At 70.9% G+C, this 17,006-nt stretch carries 16 protein-coding genes; 2 read left to right on the forward strand and 14 right to left on the reverse strand.

All coding sequences use genetic code 11. The features are described from left to right. Window positions 1-33: 33 nt before the first annotated feature. From BM288_RS13470 to BM288_RS13500, 7 genes are all read right to left on the reverse strand, one after another. Window positions 34-1,044, reverse strand: coding sequence for a sugar phosphate isomerase/epimerase family protein (locus tag BM288_RS13470; RefSeq protein WP_092919604.1), 1,011 nt, complete (start codon window positions 1,042-1,044; stop codon window positions 34-36). 16 nt (window positions 1,045-1,060) lie between these two features. Beyond that, a complete protein-coding gene (locus BM288_RS13475) occupies window positions 1,061-2,182 on the reverse strand; it encodes a Gfo/Idh/MocA family protein (protein WP_318255588.1) in 1,122 nt (373 codons plus the stop codon). Further along, complete coding sequence (locus tag BM288_RS13480; RefSeq protein WP_092919606.1) at window positions 2,179-3,033, reverse strand: sugar phosphate isomerase/epimerase family protein; 855 nt, start codon at window positions 3,031-3,033, stop codon at window positions 2,179-2,181. The genes BM288_RS13475 and BM288_RS13480 overlap by 4 nt, the downstream gene beginning before the upstream one ends. A gap of 79 nt (window positions 3,034-3,112) precedes the next feature. Next, entirely contained in the window at window positions 3,113-4,330 is a 1,218-nt protein-coding gene (locus BM288_RS13485; RefSeq protein WP_092919608.1) for a substrate-binding domain-containing protein, read from the reverse strand. After that, a complete protein-coding gene (locus BM288_RS13490; RefSeq protein WP_092919610.1) occupies window positions 4,327-5,379 on the reverse strand; it encodes an ABC transporter permease in 1,053 nt (350 codons plus the stop codon). Before BM288_RS13490 ends, BM288_RS13485 begins: the two co-directional genes overlap by 4 nt. After that, window positions 5,376-6,389, reverse strand: coding sequence for an ABC transporter permease (locus BM288_RS13495; protein ID WP_092919612.1), 1,014 nt, complete (start codon window positions 6,387-6,389; stop codon window positions 5,376-5,378). Before BM288_RS13495 ends, BM288_RS13490 begins: the two co-directional genes overlap by 4 nt. Then, the gene (locus BM288_RS13500; protein WP_092919855.1) at window positions 6,386-7,897 is read right to left on the reverse strand and encodes a sugar ABC transporter ATP-binding protein; all 1,512 of its coding nucleotides are present in this window, start codon (window positions 7,895-7,897) and stop codon (window positions 6,386-6,388) included. Before BM288_RS13500 ends, BM288_RS13495 begins: the two co-directional genes overlap by 4 nt. 110 nt (window positions 7,898-8,007) lie before the next feature. On the opposite strand from BM288_RS13500, the gene BM288_RS13505 reads away from it, so the two are divergent. Then, window positions 8,008-9,189: an ROK family transcriptional regulator gene (locus BM288_RS13505; protein WP_318255589.1), complete on the forward strand. Its 1,182-nt coding sequence runs from the start codon at window positions 8,008-8,010 to the stop codon at window positions 9,187-9,189. On the opposite strand, the gene BM288_RS13510 is transcribed toward BM288_RS13505, so the two are convergent. The 6 genes from BM288_RS13510 to ruvA form a co-directional block, all read right to left on the reverse strand. Beyond that, window positions 9,168-11,396, reverse strand: coding sequence for a RelA/SpoT family protein (locus BM288_RS13510; RefSeq protein ID WP_092919616.1), 2,229 nt, complete (start codon window positions 11,394-11,396; stop codon window positions 9,168-9,170). The two genes, BM288_RS13505 and BM288_RS13510, sit on opposite strands and share 22 nt — an antisense overlap. Before the next feature lie 21 nt (window positions 11,397-11,417). Continuing rightward, window positions 11,418-12,389, reverse strand: a complete 972-nt coding sequence (secF, locus tag BM288_RS13515; protein WP_092919618.1) for a protein translocase subunit SecF — start codon at window positions 12,387-12,389, stop codon at window positions 11,418-11,420. Beyond that, the gene (gene secD / locus BM288_RS13520; RefSeq protein ID WP_092919620.1) at window positions 12,389-14,056 is read right to left on the reverse strand and encodes a protein translocase subunit SecD; all 1,668 of its coding nucleotides are present in this window, start codon (window positions 14,054-14,056) and stop codon (window positions 12,389-12,391) included. Before secD ends, secF begins: the two co-directional genes overlap by 1 nt. 3 nt (window positions 14,057-14,059) lie before the next feature. After that, entirely contained in the window at window positions 14,060-14,437 is a 378-nt protein-coding gene (locus tag BM288_RS13525) for a preprotein translocase subunit YajC (protein WP_092919622.1), read from the reverse strand. A 63-nt stretch (window positions 14,438-14,500) separates the two neighbouring features. Continuing rightward, window positions 14,501-15,529, reverse strand: a complete 1,029-nt coding sequence (gene ruvB, locus BM288_RS13530) for a Holliday junction branch migration DNA helicase RuvB (RefSeq protein WP_092919624.1) — start codon at window positions 15,527-15,529, stop codon at window positions 14,501-14,503. After that, complete coding sequence (ruvA, locus tag BM288_RS13535; protein ID WP_092919626.1) at window positions 15,526-16,122, reverse strand: Holliday junction branch migration protein RuvA; 597 nt, start codon at window positions 16,120-16,122, stop codon at window positions 15,526-15,528. Before ruvA ends, ruvB begins: the two co-directional genes overlap by 4 nt. 108 nt (window positions 16,123-16,230) lie before the next feature. On the opposite strand from ruvA, the gene BM288_RS13540 reads away from it, so the two are divergent. Further along, window positions 16,231-16,419 (forward strand): hypothetical protein, encoded by a 189-nt coding sequence (locus BM288_RS13540; RefSeq protein ID WP_143103113.1) that lies wholly within the window; start codon window positions 16,231-16,233, stop codon window positions 16,417-16,419. Between the two features lie 7 nt (window positions 16,420-16,426). Here BM288_RS13540 and ruvC read toward each other — a convergent pair whose 3' ends face one another. Then, entirely contained in the window at window positions 16,427-17,005 is a 579-nt protein-coding gene (ruvC, locus tag BM288_RS13545; protein WP_092919630.1) for a crossover junction endodeoxyribonuclease RuvC, read from the reverse strand. Window position 17,006 lies beyond the last annotated feature (1 nt).

A 17,006-nucleotide genomic window follows, 5' to 3' on the forward strand; every position in this document is an offset into this window, starting at 1 on the left:
CTCGGCGGCCGGCAGCCGCCGAGCCCCGCTGGCTCAGCCGTCGCGATCGCTCGAGAAGGCGGCGTCGAAGCGCGTGCTGGAGGGCTCGAACTCGAAGCGGCGCAGCGCGGCGAGCGCTTCGGGTGCACCCTGCAGCCGATCCATGCCCGCATCCTCCCACTCGATCGAGATGGGTCCGCTGTAGCCGATGGCCGTGAGGGTCCGGAAGGCGTCGCCCCAGGCCACGTCGCCGCGACCGGCCGAGACGAAGTCCCAGCCGCGCCTCGGGTGGCCCCACGGCAGGTGAGAGGACAGGATGCCGTTGCGACCGTCGCCCATGCGCATCCGGGTGTCCTTGCAGTCGACGTGATAGATGCGGTCGGCGAAGTCCGAGATGAAGCCGACCGGGTCGATGCCCTGCCATACCATGTGGCTCGGGTCCCAGTTGAGCCCGAACGCCGCGCGATGGCCGATGGCCTCGAGCGTGCGCTGAGTCGACCAGTGGTCGTACGCGATCTCGCTCGGGTGCACCTCATGCGCGAAGCGCACACCCAGCTCGTCGAACACATCCATGATCGGGTTCCAGCGGTCGGCGAAGTCGCGGTAGCCCGCCTCGATGACGCTCTCGGGCACCGGCGGGAACTGCGCGACGTACTGCCAGATCGACGAGCCCGTGAAGCCGACGACGGTGTCGACCCCGAGCGCGCGCGCCATCCGCGCCGTGTCCATCAGCTCGGCCGCAGCGCGTTGCCGCACGCCTTCCGGCTCGCCGTCGCCCCACACGCGCGGACGCACGATCGCCTCGTGACGGAAGTCGATCGGGTCGTCGCAGACCGCCTGGCCGTGCAGGTGGTTGGAGATCGCCCACACCTGCAGGCCGTTCCGCTCGAGGATCTCCCGTCGTGAGGCGACGTAGGCCTCGTCATCCCAGCGGGAGGCGTCGAGGTGGTCGCCGGAGCAGGCGATCTCGAGCCCGTCGTAGCCCCAGGAGCCCGCGAGCCGCGCGACCTCCTCGAACGGCAGGTCGATCCACTGTCCGGTGAACAGGGTGAAGGGGCGGGTCATGACATCCTCGTCTCGGTCATCGGTGGTCGTCCAGAGGCATCCTCGCACCGTCAGCGGCATCGCTGCGCTCGACCGCATCGAGCACGCGCTGCACGGCGAGGCCGTCGGCGAACGACGGCTCCGGGGCTCGCCCGGCGGCGATGCTGCGCAGCAGGTCGGCGGCCTGCATGGTGAAGGTCGAGTCCCAGCCGAGCACGTGCCCGGGAGGCCACCAGGCGTCGAGGTACGGATGCGTCGGCTCGGTCACGAGCACACGCGAGGGCCAGGCGTCGCGGCCGTCGGTCACCACGAGCTCGTTGAGCCGCTCGAGGTCGAAGGAGATCGCGCCGTCGGTGCCGTGCAGCTCGATGCTGAGGCCGTTCTTCCGCCCGGTCGCGACTCGCGAGACCTCCAGCGAGGCCACCGCTCCCCCGTCGAGGTCGAGCTGCGCCCACGCGGCGTCGTCCACGGTGACCTGCTCGAGCCCATCCGGCCCCTGACGCTCGCGCTGGAACGTGCGCAGCGTCCCGCGCACTCCCGTGGCGCGCAGCCCGGTGATCGCGAAGATCTGGTCGATCGCGTGTGAGCCGAGGTCGCCCAGCGCGCCGTTGCCCGCCGTCTCGGCGCGCAACCGCCACGTCATCGGGGCTGCTGCGTCGACGAGCCAGTCCTGGAGATACGCAGCCCGGACGGTGCGCACGTCACCGATCCGGCCCTCGCCGACGAGCCGGCGCGCGAGCGCGAGCGCCGGGACCCGGCGGTAGTTGAAGCCGAGCATGGCAGCACCGGGCGCATGCTCCGCCGCGGCGACCATCCGCTCCGCCTCGGCAAGGCCAGTGGCCAGCGGCTTCTCGACCAGCACGTGCTTGCCGGCCTCGAGCGCGGCGGTCGCCATCTCGGCGTGCAGGTGCCCCGGCGTGCAGATGTCGACGATGTGGACGTCGGTGCGGGCGATGACCTCGCGCCAGTCGGTCGAGGCCTCCTGCCAGCCGAGGGTGCGCGCCGCGCTGGCCGTCCTGTCGGGGTCGGAGCCGACCAGGACGCGCATGTCGATCGGGGTCGTGTCGGGGAAGACCGCGCCGACGTTGCGCCATGCCGAGGAGTGGGCGCGCCCCATGAAGGCGGTGCCGAGCACCGCGACCCCCAGCCGGGCGCTCACGAGCGCTCCAGCTCGCGCAGGAAGGCGAGGCCGTCGCGGGCGAGATCGTCCTGGCTGGCGGCCAGGGGCCGCCAGATCGAGGCGGCGACCGCGATGGCCGCGTTCTCGGCGGTGAAGCTCTCGATCACCAGCGGGCCCCGATAGCCGACCTCGTCGAGCGCGGCCCTGATCCCGTGCCAGTCGGTCTGGTCACCGCCGGGCGCGCCGCGGTCGTTGCCGCACACCTGCACGTGCGCGATGGCGCTGCCGGCGGTGCGGATGGCGTCGGCGCTCGAGCGCTCCTCGATGCCGAGATGGTAGGAGTCGAGGGCGAGGCCCAGATGCGCGCCCAGCAGCGGCTCGAGGGCGTCGAGCGCCTGCTCGACCGTGGTGATGATCGACGTCTCGTAGCGGTTGAGCGGCTCGATGCCCAGCGTGACGCCGCGCTCCGCCGCGTGCTCGACCACCGGGGCGAGCCGTTCGCGCAGCTCGCCGATCAACGCGGCGCGCTCGTCGGCGGCCATCCGGAACGTGCGGCCGGTCTCCGCCGTGAAGGGGCCGCAGACGCTGGGCGCACCCACTCCGGCGGCGAGATCGATGCACGCGCGCAGGTAGTCCTGCGTCGCGGCGACGGTGTCCTCGTCGGTGGCGACGAGCGCGCGCCCTGGGCCCATCGCGCCGACGACACTCGCGGCGAGACCGTGCTCCTCGAGCAGCGGGCGCATCGCGTCTGCGGTCAGATCGCCCTCCTGCTCGAGCGGGAGCTCGACCAGGTCGAATCCGAGCCCGGCGATGTGCGCCACCAGCTCGGGCGCGCTCGCGTCGCGCAGCGGCGACTGCCACACCCAGGTGTTGATGCCGATCGGGCGCATGACGCCTCCGTTCTGCGATGCATGGTGGTGACGGCCGGCCCGCCGCGCGGTGCGGGGGCCGGCCGTCAGCGATCTGTCGCTAGCGGTCCTGCCAGGGGCCGGGGTAGGTCGGCAGGTCGGCGCCGCCGAACAGCGCGTAGTGGCCGTCCGGCATGCCCTCGTTGGCGGCGATCGCCTCGTCGCGCGCGTCAGCGTCGAGCGGCGTCTGCGGCAGCACCCACTCGGTGGGCACGGGCTCGCCGTTCGCGATCATCTCGGCCGCCAGCAGCGGCGTGCGCCACTGGAAGTTCGAGTAGGCCGGTGCGAGGGCGGTCATGTCGCGCTCCTGCCATGCGCGGAGGAAGCTCATCTCATCCTCTCCCGTCATCACCGGCAGCTCGGCACCGGCGTCCTCGAACGCCTCGATCGCCGCCACCGCGCCGTCGCCGGCGTCCATCCAGATGCCCTGCACATCGCCGCGCGCGAGCGCGTCGGTGATGATGCTCTTGATCTCGGTGGGGTCGGCTCCGGTGAAGTAGTCGTCCACCGTGATGCCGGCCTCGGTCAGCAGCCGCTCGGCCGCCGCCCAGCGGTGCTCGAGGACGTCGACGCCCGGGAGGATGCGGAGCGCCACGACGGTGTCGCCGGGTTCGAGGTGCTCGATCAGGAACTCAGCCGTGTCGATGCCCCAGGCGTAGCCGCCGATGGGGTGGATGAAGGTCGTCGCGCAGTCGGTCTCGACGCCGCGGTCGAACACGATCACTGGGCTCCCGGTCTCGCAGGCGCGCTCGACTGCAGGCGTAAGCGCCGCAGTGGAGTTTGGCGAGATGATGTAGATGTCGCAGTTGCCCTGGCCGATGAAGTAGTCGATGTCGGCGATCTGCGTGTTGTCGTCGTCGCCGGCGTCGCGCACCTCCATCGTCTCGATGACGCCCTCATCCTGCAGCACCGCGAGCTGCTCCTGCATCGTGATGAAGCCGGTCTGCCGCCACGGGTTGGAGATGGATGCGTTGGCGAAGCACGCGTGCATGGCCTCGTCGGTCTGCCACTCGGCGGTGTCGGTCATCGGTCCGTCGATGTACTGCAGCCACGGCGTGGCCGGGTCACCCTCGAAGCTCGCCGAGCGCTGCTCGAACTGCTCGTCGTAGACCGCCTGGTCGAACCACTCGCCGTTCGACGCGGCGGTCTCCGCGGGTGCGGACTCGGTGTTCTCGGGTGCCGCCGATGGATCGACGCTCCCGTCGGTGCTGCAGGCCGCGAGTGTCATCGCGGCGCCGAGGGCCACGACGATGAGGCCCTTGCTGTGCTTGCGCATCATTGCTCTCCTGGTGTTGGGGTGGGGGTCGGGATTGGGTCTGGGTCGCGCGCCGCATCGGTACGGGAGACCGATGGCGGCCGCCGGGCCGTGCGCCACGCCACGGCACCGAGGGCGACGGCGAGGATGATGATGATGCCCTGCACGCTCGGGCGCCAGGTCGAGTCGGTGCCGACCTGGTTGAGCACGGTGAACAGCAGCTCGAGGGCGATCGCGCCGGCTGCCGCCGAGAGCACCCAGCCGCGCCCGCCGCCGAGCACCGCGCCGCCGAGCACCACAGCGGTGATGGCCTGGAACTCGTAGCCGGTGCCGATGCTGGGGTGCACGCCGGCGTAGCCCACGAGCAGGATGCCGGCGACGGTGGCCGCGAGGGAGGACAGCACGAAGGCGGAGATCTTCACCCCGGCCGTGCGCGTGCCGGAGAGCCGCGCGGCGACCGCGTTGTCGCCCACGGCGAGCAGCGTGTGCCCGAAGGGCGAGCGCATGAGCAGCCAGGCGGCCACCGCGAGCACGACGAGGATGATCACCGAGTAGGGCAGCACGTCGCCGAGCAGCCCGCGGCCGATCTCACGGAAGCTGTCGACCGGGTTGCCGGTCGCCGCGCCGCCGGTGAGGAAGCGCACGAAGCCGTAGAGCGCCAGCATCATGCCGAGCGTGACGATGAAGCTCGGCACCTTCGCGAACGTCGTCAGCACGCCGTTCAGCAGGCCGACCATGACGCCGACGAGCAGCATGAGCGCGATGCCCGGCAGGATCATCGCCTCGTCCTGGCCGATGATGTTGCCGGCGATGACCACCTGGGCCGCGATGACGGCGCCCATCGAGAGGTCGAACTCGCCCGACACGATCACGAAGAACTGGCCGATCGCAGCGATCGCGATCGGTGCGGTGCGGGCCAGGAAGCGCACGAGCTGATCGGGTTCCGCGAAGCGCGGATTCGCGATCGATGCAGCGATGAGCAGCACCACGAGCAGCACGAACACGGCGCCGCTGGGCGTGCCGAGGGCCGCGACGAAGCGCTGCCAGGGCGACTGCTGGGCGAGTGCGCTCATGCTTCCTTCCCCTTCCCGTGGAACCTCGGTGGTCGACGCTGCACGCTGCGCCAGGCGTACAGCGCGACCGCGACGATGATCACGGCGCCGCGCAGGAAGTCCTTGAAGAACGGGTTCACCTCGAGCACCCCCATGGTGTGGTCGAGCACCGCGAAGATCGCGACGCCGCCGATGGTGCCGAGCACCCCTCCCGAGCCGCCTGCCAGCAGCGTGCCGCCCAGCACCACGGCTGCGATCGACATGAGGTCGTAGCCGCCCTGCGAGCCGATGGTCGGGCTGCCGACCGAGGTGCGAGCGAGCAGCAGCAGGCCGGCGAGGCCCGCGAGCATCGAGCAGAGGATGTGGGAGACGACGACGGGCACGTGCGTGCGGACTCCGGACAGCCTCGCCACGTGCGCGTTGCCGCCCACCGCGTAGATGTGCAGGCCGAGGCTGGTGCGGTGCAGCAGCAGTGCGGCGAGCCCGGCGCAGACGAGCATGATGATGGTCGACAGCGGCACACCGGCGATCGTCGTCGCGCCGAGCAGCCGGAACTCTGCCGGAGCGGATCCGAAGGAGCCCTGGAAGCTCGTGCCGAGCCATCCGGAGATGATGAGTCCGACGCCCAGCGTCGCGATGAAGCCGTGCACGCGCAGCTTCGTCACGATCAGTCCGTTCACGGCGCCGATCGCGGCCGAGACGAGCAGCGCCGCGGCCACGCCGGGCACGATGCCGGCTGCGCCCTGCGCCATGATGCCGGCGCCGACGATGGATGCGGTGCTCACCACGTAGGGCACCGACAGGTCGAGACTGCCCGAGATGATGACGAGCGTCTGGCCGATCGCCACGAAGCCGAGGATCGACATGAGGGTCAGCACGCTGGTGAGGGTGCCGGCGGAGAAGAACGACTTGCCTGCGGCGGCGACGAGCACTGCGCTCAGCGCGATGGCGCCGAGGAGCACGATGTAGACGATCGCGGTCGTCGAGATGCGTGTGCGCCGCACGGGCCTCGTGCCGGTGATCGCGGTCATGCCGCGGCCTCCTCGTCGGCGCCGGTCGCGAGTGCCAGCACGTCTTCTTCGCTCGACGTGCTCGGCAGCTCGCCCGCGAGCCGCCCGTCTCGCATGACGAGGATCCGGTCGCTCATCCCCAGCACCTCCGGGAGCTCGCTCGAGACCATCAGGATGGCCACCCCTGACGCCGCGAGCCTGCGCATCACCTCGTACACGCCGAACTTCGCGCCCACGTCGATGCCGCGAGTGGGCTCGTCGAGCAGCACCACTCCCGGCGCGACCGCCAGCCAGCGAGCGAGCACGACCTTCTGCTGGTTGCCGCCGGAGAGGAACTGCACCTCCTGGTCGAGGCCGCGCGCCACCAGCTCGAGCTCCGCCAGTGCGCTCGGCATCGCGTCGCGCGCCGCCCGGGTGCGGGAGGGGAAGACCGCGCGCACGACGCCGAGCGCGTTCTGGAGCACGGTGAGGTTCAGCGAGAGTCCCTGCGTCTTGCGGTCCTCGGTGATGAGCGCGAGCCCCGCGCGCACCGCGTGCCGCGGCGAGCGCGGGCGGAAGCGGCGGCCTGCGACGCGCATCGTCCCCCGTGAGAAGGGATCGGCGCCGAAGATGCCGTGCAGCAGCTCCGTGCGGCCCGCTCCCTGCAGCCCGGCGATGCCCACGATCTCGCCGGCGCGCACGGTCAGCGAGACGTCGTCGACGAAGTCGTTGCCCGCGCCCTCGAGCTCGAGCATCGGCTCGCCGGGCTCGGTGCCGGGCGTCGCGTCGGGGAAGAACGCGGAGAGCTCCCTGCCGACCATCTGCCGCACGAGCGTGCGCTCATCGAGCTCCTCCGCGGGCCAGGTGCCCACGAGTGCGCCGTCCTTCAGCACCGTGATCGTCGTGCAGAGGTCGAAGACCTCGCGCAGTCGGTGGGAGACGTACAGGATCGCGATCCCGCGATCGGTGAGGCCGGCGATGATGCGCGCGAGCAGCGCCACCTCGTGGTCGGCGAGGGCGGCCGTGGGCTCGTCCATCGAGATGACGGTGGCGTCGAGGCTGACGGCCTTCGCTATCTCGACCACCTGCTGCTCGGCCACGGAGAGCTGGCGCACCGGGAGCGAGGGGTCGAGATCGGGCACGCCGATGGTCTCGAGCAGCTCGCGCGTGTCGCGCAGCATGCGAGCGCGATCGACGAGCGGGCCCCGCCGCGGTTCGCGGCCGAGCCAGATGTTCTCGGCGATCGTGCGATCCACGAGCAGCGTGAACTCCTGGTAGACGGTGGCGATGCCGGCCCGCTGCGCCTGCAGCGGCGAGGTGAACGCGATCGGCTCGCCGTCGAGCTCGAGGCTGCCGTGGTCGGGCTGATGCACCCCCGCGAGCACCTTCATGAGCGTTGACTTGCCGGCGCCGTTCTCGCCCACGAGCCCGTGCACCTCGCCCTTGCGGAGCTCGAGATCGACGCCGTGCAGCACCGCGGTCCCGAGGAAGGACTGCACGATGCCGGTGGCGCGCAGAACGACCGCCCCGGAGTCCGCGGGAGGATTCATGACGTCTTCGTCCACGGCGCTACTGTGACACACATTCGGCACTTTTGTCGACCTTTGACAGAAGTTGCGTGCCTCGTGTCGGAAGTCGTCTCATGTGCTTGACTGCATGCATGCGCACGAGCGAGATCTTCGACCTACTGCGCGACGGTCGCGCCCGCACGCGATCCGAGCTCGCACGGGAGTCAGGGCTCGCGCGTTCCTCGGTCGCGCTGCACATCGACACGCTCATGAGCGTCGGCTATGTGGCTCCGGTCGGCGACGCCGCCTCGACCGGCGGCCGGCGCGCGTCGCTGTTCGCGCTCAACCCGAGCGCGCGACTCGTGGTCGGCGTCGATGTCGGGGCGACGCACGTGATCGTCGAGCTCGCCGACCTCGGCGGCACCGGGATCGCAGCCTCCCGCGCGGAGCTCGACGTCGCAGAGGGCCCGGAGGCGGTGCTCGGCTGGATCGCCGAGGCAGTCCGCTCGCTCGTCGCGCAGCAGCAGCGGTCGCTCGACGACGTGGTCGCCGTCGGCATCGGCCTGCCCGGCCCCGTGGAGCACGCGACAGGACGCCCCATCAGCCCGCCGATCATGCCGGGCTGGCACCGCTTCGACGTCGCCGAGTGGCTGCGCGAGCGGCTCGGCTGCCCCGTGCTGGTCGACAACGACGTGAACATCATGGCCCTCGGCGAGCAGCGCACCGCTTGGCCGGACACCGAGGATCTCGTGCTCGTCAAGGTCGCCACCGGCATCGGCGCGGGCATCATCTCCGGCGGGCGGCTGCAGCGCGGCGCCCGCGGCACCGCGGGCGACCTCGGGCACGTGCGGGTGCCGGGCTCCACCGCCCCCTGCCGGTGCGGCAACGAGGGCTGCCTCGAGGCAGTGGCCGCGGGACCGGCGATCGCAGCGCGGCTGCGCGAGCTGGGCGTGCACGCCACGAGCACGGGCGAGGTCGTCGCGCTCGCCGCGCAGGGCTCGCTCGAGGCAGCGCAGGTGCTGCGCGACGCTGGCCGCGCCATCGGCGAGGTGCTCGCGATGGTCGTCAACCTGGTCAACCCATCCGTCATCGTCGTCGGCGGACGGCTCGCGGGAGCGGCGAACGAGCTCCACGCCGGCATCAGCGAGGTCGTCTACCGCCGGTCGCTGCCGCTGGCGACCGAGCACTTGCGGATCGCGGCCAGCGAGACGAAGGGCGACGCGGGCGTGCGCGGGGCAGTGGTTCTCGCGATCGAGCACGCGCTATCACCGGATGTGCTGGATGCCGAGCTGCTGGCGCTCAGCCGGCCCGATCAGCCGGTCGTGATGCGGTAGACGTCGTAGACGCCGTCGATGCGGCGCACCGCGTTGAGCACGTTCTCGAGGTGCGTCACATCACCCATCTCGAACGCGAAGCGGCTGATCGCGAGGCGGTCGGTGCCGGTGTGCACGCTCGCCGAGAGGATGTTGACGTGGTGCTCGCTGAGCGACCGCGTGATGTCGCTGAGGAGGGCCGAGCGGTCGAGCGCCTCGACCTGGATGTTGACCAGGAACAGCCCCTTCGACACCGCGGCCCATTCGACCTCGATCATGCGCTCGGGCTCCGCCAGCAATCCCTGCACGTTCGGGCAGCTACGCTGGTGCACGCTGACGCCCTGGCCGCGCGTGACGAACCCGACGATGTCATCGCCGGGCACGGGCGCACAGCACTTGGAGAGCTTCACCAGGATGTCGTCGGCGCCGCGCACGAGCACGCCGGAGCCGTTCGAGGACGGCCGGTGCGCTCTCGTCGGCAGGGCGGGCGCCGGGTCGTCGTCGGCCGTGCCCTCCTCGGCACGGATGAAGGCGACCACCTTCTCGAGCACCGACTGCGTCGAGACGTGGCCCTCCCCGACCGCCGCGTAGAGGCTGGTGACATCGTCGTGCTTCAGCTGCGCGGCGACCTGCGCGAAGGCATCCCGCCCCATGAGCTTCTGCATCGGCAGGTCGTGACGGCGCATCGCCTTCGCGATCGCCTCCTTGCCCACCTCGACCGCCTCGTCGCGGCGCTCGCGCTGGAACCACTGCCGGATCTTGCTGCGCGCACGGGGCGAGGTGACGAATCCCTGCCAGTCCTGGCTCGGTCCGGCGTCGGGGTTCTTCGAGGTCAGCACCTCGACGACGTCGCCGGTGGTGAGCTTCGTATCGAGCGGCACGAGCCGGCCGTTGACCTTGCCGCCCATCGTGCGGTGGCCGACCTCGGTGTGCACCGCGTACGCGAAGTCGACCGGGGTCGCGCCGGCCGGCAGCCCGATGACCTTGCCCTTCGGCGTGAAGACGTAGAGCTCCTTGGCGCCGATCTCGAACCGCAGCGAGTCGAGGAACTCACCGGGGTCGGTGGTCTCCTCCTGCCAGTCGTTGATGTGCTGCAGCCACGCCATGTCGGTGGACGACATCTCCCCCGCGCCGCCCTGCTTGTACTTCCAGTGCGCCGCGACGCCGTACTCGGCACGGCGATGCATCTCCTCGGTGCGGATCTGGATCTCGACGTGGTGGCCGCGCGGGCCGATCACGGTGGTGTGCAGCGATTGGTACAGGTTGAACTTCGGGGTCGCGATGTAGTCCTTCAGGCGGCCCGGCATCGGCTGCCAGCGGGCGTGGATGGAGCCCAGCACCGCATAGCAGTCGCGCACCGACGGCACGATGACGCGCACGCCGACGAGGTCGTAGATGTCGCCGAAGTCGTGCCCGCGCACCTGCATCTTCGTGTAGATCGAGTAGTACTGCTTCGGGCGCCCGGCGATGCGGCCGCGGATCTTCGCCGCCCGCATGTCCTCGCTGAGCGCCGCGACCACCTCGTCGAGGTAGCGCTCGCGCTCCGGGGCGCGAGCATCCACCAGGTTCTTGATCTCGAGGTACACCTTCGGCTGCAGCACCGCGAACGAGAGGTCCTCGAGCTCGACCTTGATGGTCTGGATGCCGAGCCGGTGCGCGAGCGGCGCGTAGATCTCGATCGTCTCTCGCGCCTTCCGCTGCGCCGACTCGTCGGAGACGAAGCCCCACGTGCGGGCGTTGTGCAGCCGGTCGGCGAGCTTGATGACGAGCACGCGGATGTCCTTGGACATCGCGACGACCATCTTGCGCACCGTCTCGGCCTGCGCGCTCTGCCCGTACTTGAGCTTGTCGAGCTTGGTGACGCCGTCGACGAGCATGGCGATCTCGTCGCCGAAATCCGCACGGCACTGCTCGAGCGTGTAGGTGGTGTCCTCGACGGTGTCGTGCAGCAGCGCCGCCGCCACCGTGATCGCCCCGATGCCGAGGTCGGCGAGGATCTGCGCGACCGCGACCGGGTGCGTGATGTACGGCTCGCCCGACTTCCGGTACTGCCCCCGATGCGCCTCCTCGGCCACGATGTAGGCGCGCTGGATGAGGCCCGTGTCAGCCTTGGGGTGCTGCGACTTGACGGCCCGGATCAGCTCGTCGACCGCGCCGGCACGGTGCGAGCGCGAGAAGAGGAACGGCAGGAGCGTGCGGAAGCCGCCCGTGGCCTGCACATCGCTCATGTCGTCCCTCTTCTCGTGGGCTCAGACCACTGCCCCCTGGTCGCGCATGACCTTGACCTGCGCATCGCCGATGGTGTCGTTCTGCCTGAGTTGAGCATAGACAGGCGCCGCGACGAAGATCGACGACCAGGTGCCGACGATCGTGCCGATGAACAGCGCGAGGGCGATGTCGCGCAGCGTGCCGGCGCCCAGCAGGAAGGCGCCGATGAACAGGATCGCCGCGATCGGCAGCGTGGCCACGATCGACGTGTTGATCGAGCGGACGATCGTCTGGTTGACCGCCAGGTTGATCTGGCCGAGCATGGTGCCGCTGGTGCCGGGCGCCGTGTTCTCGCGCACCTTGTCGAAGACGACCACCGTGTCGTACAGCGAGTAGCCGAGGATGGTCAGGAAGCCGATCACCGCAGCGGGTGTCACCTCGAAGCCGATGATGCCGTAGACGCCTGCCGTGACCAGGAGGTCGAACGCGAGCGACGAGAGCGCGGCGAGCGCCATCTTCCAGGTGCGGAAGTAGACCGCCAGCACCACCGAGACGAGCGCGAGGAACACGACGAGCGCCAGCAGCGCCTGCCGCGAGACGTCCTGGCCCCAGGACGGGCCGATGAACGAGAACGCGACGTCGCCGGTGTCGACGCCATAGGCCTCGCCCAGCGCGGCACGGATGTCGGCGGCCTGCTCCTCGGTGACGGCGTCCGTCTGCACGCGCACCGTGTCCGTGCCGAGCGTCGCCACGCGGGCCTCGGAGTCGGGCACGATCGACTCGACCGCGCCGGTGGCCGGCTCGATCGCGGCCGACTCGAGCCCGGAGACGCGGAACTCGCTGCCGCCGGTGAACTCGATGCCGAAGACGAAGCCGCCGCGCGCGAGGGTCCCGAGCGCGAGCACGATCAGGATGATCGCCGTGACCATGAACCACAGCTTGCGCCTGGGCACGACGGGCACCGAGCGCTCGCCGGTGTAGAGCTCGTTGCCGATGGTGGTGAGCGATGCCATCAGGACTCCTTGCCCGTCGTCGCGGCTGCTGCCTTGCGCTCCGCGATGGTCTGGCGCAGCTGCGCCTGCTTTGCCGACGTGGCCCCCTTGCCGGCGAGCACCGGCTCGCGGAAGCGTGCGCGCCCGGTGTAGACCGCGCCGAGCGCCTTCGGGTCGAGCCCCGACAGCGGGTGCCCGTTCGAGAAGAACTTCGTGCGCGCGAGCACACGGAGGAGCGGATGCGTGAACAGGGCCACGACGATGATGTCGATGAACGTCGTGATGCCGAGCGTGTAGGCGAAGCCGCGCACGTTGCCCACCGAGAGCAGGAACAGGATCACGGCGGCGAGGAAGCTCACCGCATCCGAGACCAGGATCGTGCGGAAGGCGCGCTTCCACCCCGTCTCCAGCGCCGTCGTCAGGTGCTTGCCCTCGCGCAGCTCGTCGCGGATGCGCTCGAAGTACACGATGAACGAGTCGGCCGTGATGCCGATGGAGATCACGAGGCCCGCGATGCCTGCCAGCGAGAGCCGGTAGCCCTCAGTGCTGGAGAGGAAGGTGACGACGAGGTAGCTGAGCACCGCGGCAACGGCGAGCGAGAAGATCACCACGACACCGAGCGCCCGGTACTGCAGCACCGAGTACGCGACGACGAGCAGCAGGCCGATGAGGCCGGCGATCAGGCCAGCCTGCAGCTGGTTCGCGCCCAGCGTGGGCGAGATGGTCTCGTTCGACTGCACCTGGAAGCTCACGGGCAGCGCGCCGAAGCGCAGCTGGTCGGCGAGGCTCTGCGCACCCTCTTGCGAGAAGCCGCCGGTGATCTGCGCGTTGCCATCGGTGATGATGGCGTTCGAGGTGATCGGCATGAGCACCGCCGCGTCGAGCACGACCGCGAACTGGTTGGTCGGCTCCGGCAGGCCGGTGATGGCGCGCGTGACGGCCTCGAAGTTCGCCGGGCCCTCGCCGCTGAGCTCGAGGTTGACTCCCCAGCCGCCGGTCGCCTGGCCCTGCGAGTTGGTCGCCGCGGACACCGAGGCGTCGGCGATGCTCGAGCCGTCGACCGCGACCGGGCCCAGGATGAAGCGGGCGGTGCCGTCGCTCGAGCAGGTGATGAGCGGCTGCTCGGGGTCGGCGATCTCAGTGGGGTCGACATCCGAGCACATGAACGCCGAGAACTCGGACTGCAGCGCGGGCGTGATCCACGCCTGATCCCAGGCGTTCTCGGGCTCGGCCGTCGGCTCTGCTGCCGGGTCGGTCTCGACCGGCGCGGGCGTCGAGCCCGGGGGGTTCGCCGGCGCGGAGGCCAGCACCGGGCGGAACTCCATCTTGGCGCTCGCCTGGATGCGCTGCATGGTCTGGGCGTCGGGCTCGCCAGGCAGTGCCACGACGATGTTGCGGCCGCCCTGCGTGGTGATCTCGGTCTCCGAGATGCCGGAGGCGTCGACGCGCTGGCGGATGATCGCGACCGCCTGCTCGAGCTGCTCCTGCGAGATGGAGGCGCCCTCTGCGAGGCGCGGCTCGAGCACGATCTGCGTGCCGCCCTCGAGGTCGAGCGCGAGCTGCGGCGTCCACGATGCCGAGCCGTCCTGGTCGAACGACACGGCGGCGAAGTTCGCGCCGACGAGCCCGACGATCAGGACGCCGAGCCAGATGAGGGCGCGTGCGCCCCTGGTCCTAGCCTTTGCCACGGGTCAGGCGCGGTCGCGAGGGTCTGCGTCGCCTGCGTCGTCCGCGCGATCCTCGACGACCTCGGCGTCGGCCGGGTGGTCCTCGACCACGCGGGCCAGCGTCTGGCGGTGCACGCGCACGATGGTGCCGGGCGCGATCTCGACGAGCGCCTCGTTGCGCTCCTCGTCGATCTCGCGCAGCTCGCCGAAGAGGCCGAAGTTCAGCATCACCTCGGAGCCGGGGACCATCTTCTCCTGCAGCTCGGCGGCCTGCGCCTTGCGCTTCTTGTTGCTGCGGAACATGAAGAAGATCATCGCCGCGAGCACCACCAGCATGATGATCGTCAGCGGGTCGAACGTGAACCCTTGCTGGGCGGGGGCGGCGGTCTGCAGGAACAGCATCGTGGGGAAGAGCCTCTCAGGGGTGATTCGTCGAGCGCAGCTGCGGGCACGACCAAGAGACGATCATACCCCGTCGAGCGTGGTCTCCCCGCTGTAGCCGGGCGCCGTGTCGGCGCGAGCGTGCCGCATGCCCGACGGGGTGGCGACGCGACCCCGCGGTGTGCGGCCGATCAGGCCCTCGCGCACCAGGAAGGGCTCCACCACCGACTCGATCGTGTCCGCCTCCTCCCCGATCGCCGCCGCCAGCGTGGACAGGCCCACCGGGCCACCCGCGAAGCGGTGGGCGATGGTGTGCAGCACCGCGCGGTCGATGCGGTCGAGTCCCGCCTCGTCGACGTCGTACAGCTCCAGCGCCGCGCGCACGCCGTCCAGGTCGCTCGAGCCGGCGTGCACCAGCAGCCAGTCGCGCACCCGGCGCAGCAGCCGGTTCGCGATGCGCGGCGTGCCGCGGGACCGGCCGGCGAGCTCGGCGAGCGCCGAGGGCTCGATCGCGAGCTCCATCAGCCTGGAGGAGCGCGCCAGCACGCGCTCCAGGTCACCGGTCTCGTAGAACTCCAGATGCGCGGTGAACCCGAACCGGTCGCGCAGCGGGGCCGGCAGCATGCCCGAGCGGGTGGTCGCGCCGACGAGCGTGAACGGTGCGAGCTCGAGCGGGATCGACGAGGCACCCGCGCCCTTGCCGACCATGATGTCGACGCGGAAGTCCTCCATCGCGAGGTAGAGCATCTCCTCCGCGGCGCGCGACATGCGGTGGATCTCGTCGATGAAGAGCACCTCGCCCGGCACGAGCGCCGACAGCACGGCGGCGAGGTCGCCCGCATGCTGGATCGCCGGGCCGGACGAGTAGCGGATGGGCCGGCCGGTCTCCGCGCCGATGATGGTCGCGAGCGTGGTCTTGCCGAGCCCGGGCGGACCGGCCAGCAGGATGTGGTCGGGTGCGCGATCCTGCAGCCTCGCGGCCTGCAGCAGCACCTCGAGCTGCCCCTTCACCTTCGGCTGGCCGACGAACTCGGCGAGACTGGTGGGGCGCAGGGCGCCCTCGAAGGCCAGTTCGTCCGCGGATGCGCCGGGATCGATCAGGGGGTCGGTCACGACCGCGCTCCGGGACCGAGGATGGCGAGCGCGGCGCGCAGCAGCATGCCGGTCGAGCCGACGGCGTCGGGCGCCGCGACCGCTGCGCGCTCGATCGCATCGTTCGCGGTGCGGTCGGACCACCCGAGACCGGTGAGGGCCGTGAGCACGTCGGCCCGCGCATCCGAACCCTTCGCCGTCGCAGCGGCGGCCGGCGCGGCGAGCTTGCCGCTCAGCTGCAGGATGAGCAGCTTGGCGGTCTTCGGCCCGATGCCGCTGACCGCCTTGAACGCCTTCTCGTCCTCGCCCTCGACCGCGCGGGCGAGCTCGTCGGGGGTCAGATGCGCCAGCACGCCGAGCGCCGACTTCGGGCCCACACCCGACACGCCGATGAGCAGCTCGAAGACCTCGAGCTCCGCCTCGGTCTCGAAGCCGTAGAGCGAGAGCTCGTCCTCGCGCACGACCAGGTGGGTGTGCAGCGCGATCTCGGTGCCGATGCGGGCGGCGAGCGAGACCGGCGGCGTCACCGCGACCGCGTACCCGATGCCGCCGACGCCGATCACCAGCCGCTGACCGCGGGCGGAGAGGACGGTGCCGTCGAGCCTGGAGATCACCAGCTCAGCCTAGGCGGCGGCACGGAATCGCACGGTCTGCCGCGCCGAGCAGCAGGGCTCGCTCTGATAGGTTCGAGAGGTCCCAGACCCGCTCGATACGGAGTGCTCATGAACGTCATCCGCCTGATCCTGACGATGATCCTCTTCGTCGGCGGCCTCGTGCTGATGGGGTACTCGTTCGATACCCCCGGATACGAGGCGCTGATGTTCCTCGCGGGTCTGGGCGTGCTGTGCTTCTCGGTCTGGCTCGCCGCCGAGTTCGGCATGCGCGAGCACCGCCGCAGCCGCACCCGCTGACGGGCAGCTAGCGTCGCAGCCGGCCGCTCTTCGCCGCCGCTTCGGCTGCCGCCCACGCGCGCTGGGCCGGCGTCGCGGTGACCGCCGCAGCCCCACCTCCCGGCACGCGAGCGCGCCAGCCCTCGGCGATCGCGATCGCCAGGGCGTCGGCCGCGTCGGCGGGCTTCGGAGCCGCCTCCAGCCGCAGCAGCCGCCGCACCATCTCGCCCACCTGGCGCTTGTCGGCGGCGCCGTAGCCGGTGACGGACGCCTTCACCTCGGTGGGCGTGAGCAGCGCGATGGGGATCTGCCGCTCGGCGGCAGCGCGCAGCACGATGCCGGAGATCTGCGCGACGCCCATGACGCTGCGCAGGTTGGCCTGCGCGAACACCCGCTCGAGCGCGATGGCGTCGGGCCGGTGCGCGTCGATCGCCGCCTCCACGCCGCGCGCGATGCGCAGCAGCCGCTGCTCGATCGGTTCACCGGCGTCGGAGCGCAGCACCTCGACGTGCACCAGGCTCGGCGTGCGGTGGGCGATGTCGACCACACCGACGCCGCAGCGCGTCAGGCCCGGGTCGACGCCGAGCACCCGGACCGACGCCGCCACG

It is taken from the genome of Agrococcus baldri (assembly GCA_900114805.1).
GTDB lineage: Bacteria > Actinomycetota > Actinomycetes > Actinomycetales > Microbacteriaceae > Agrococcus > Agrococcus baldri.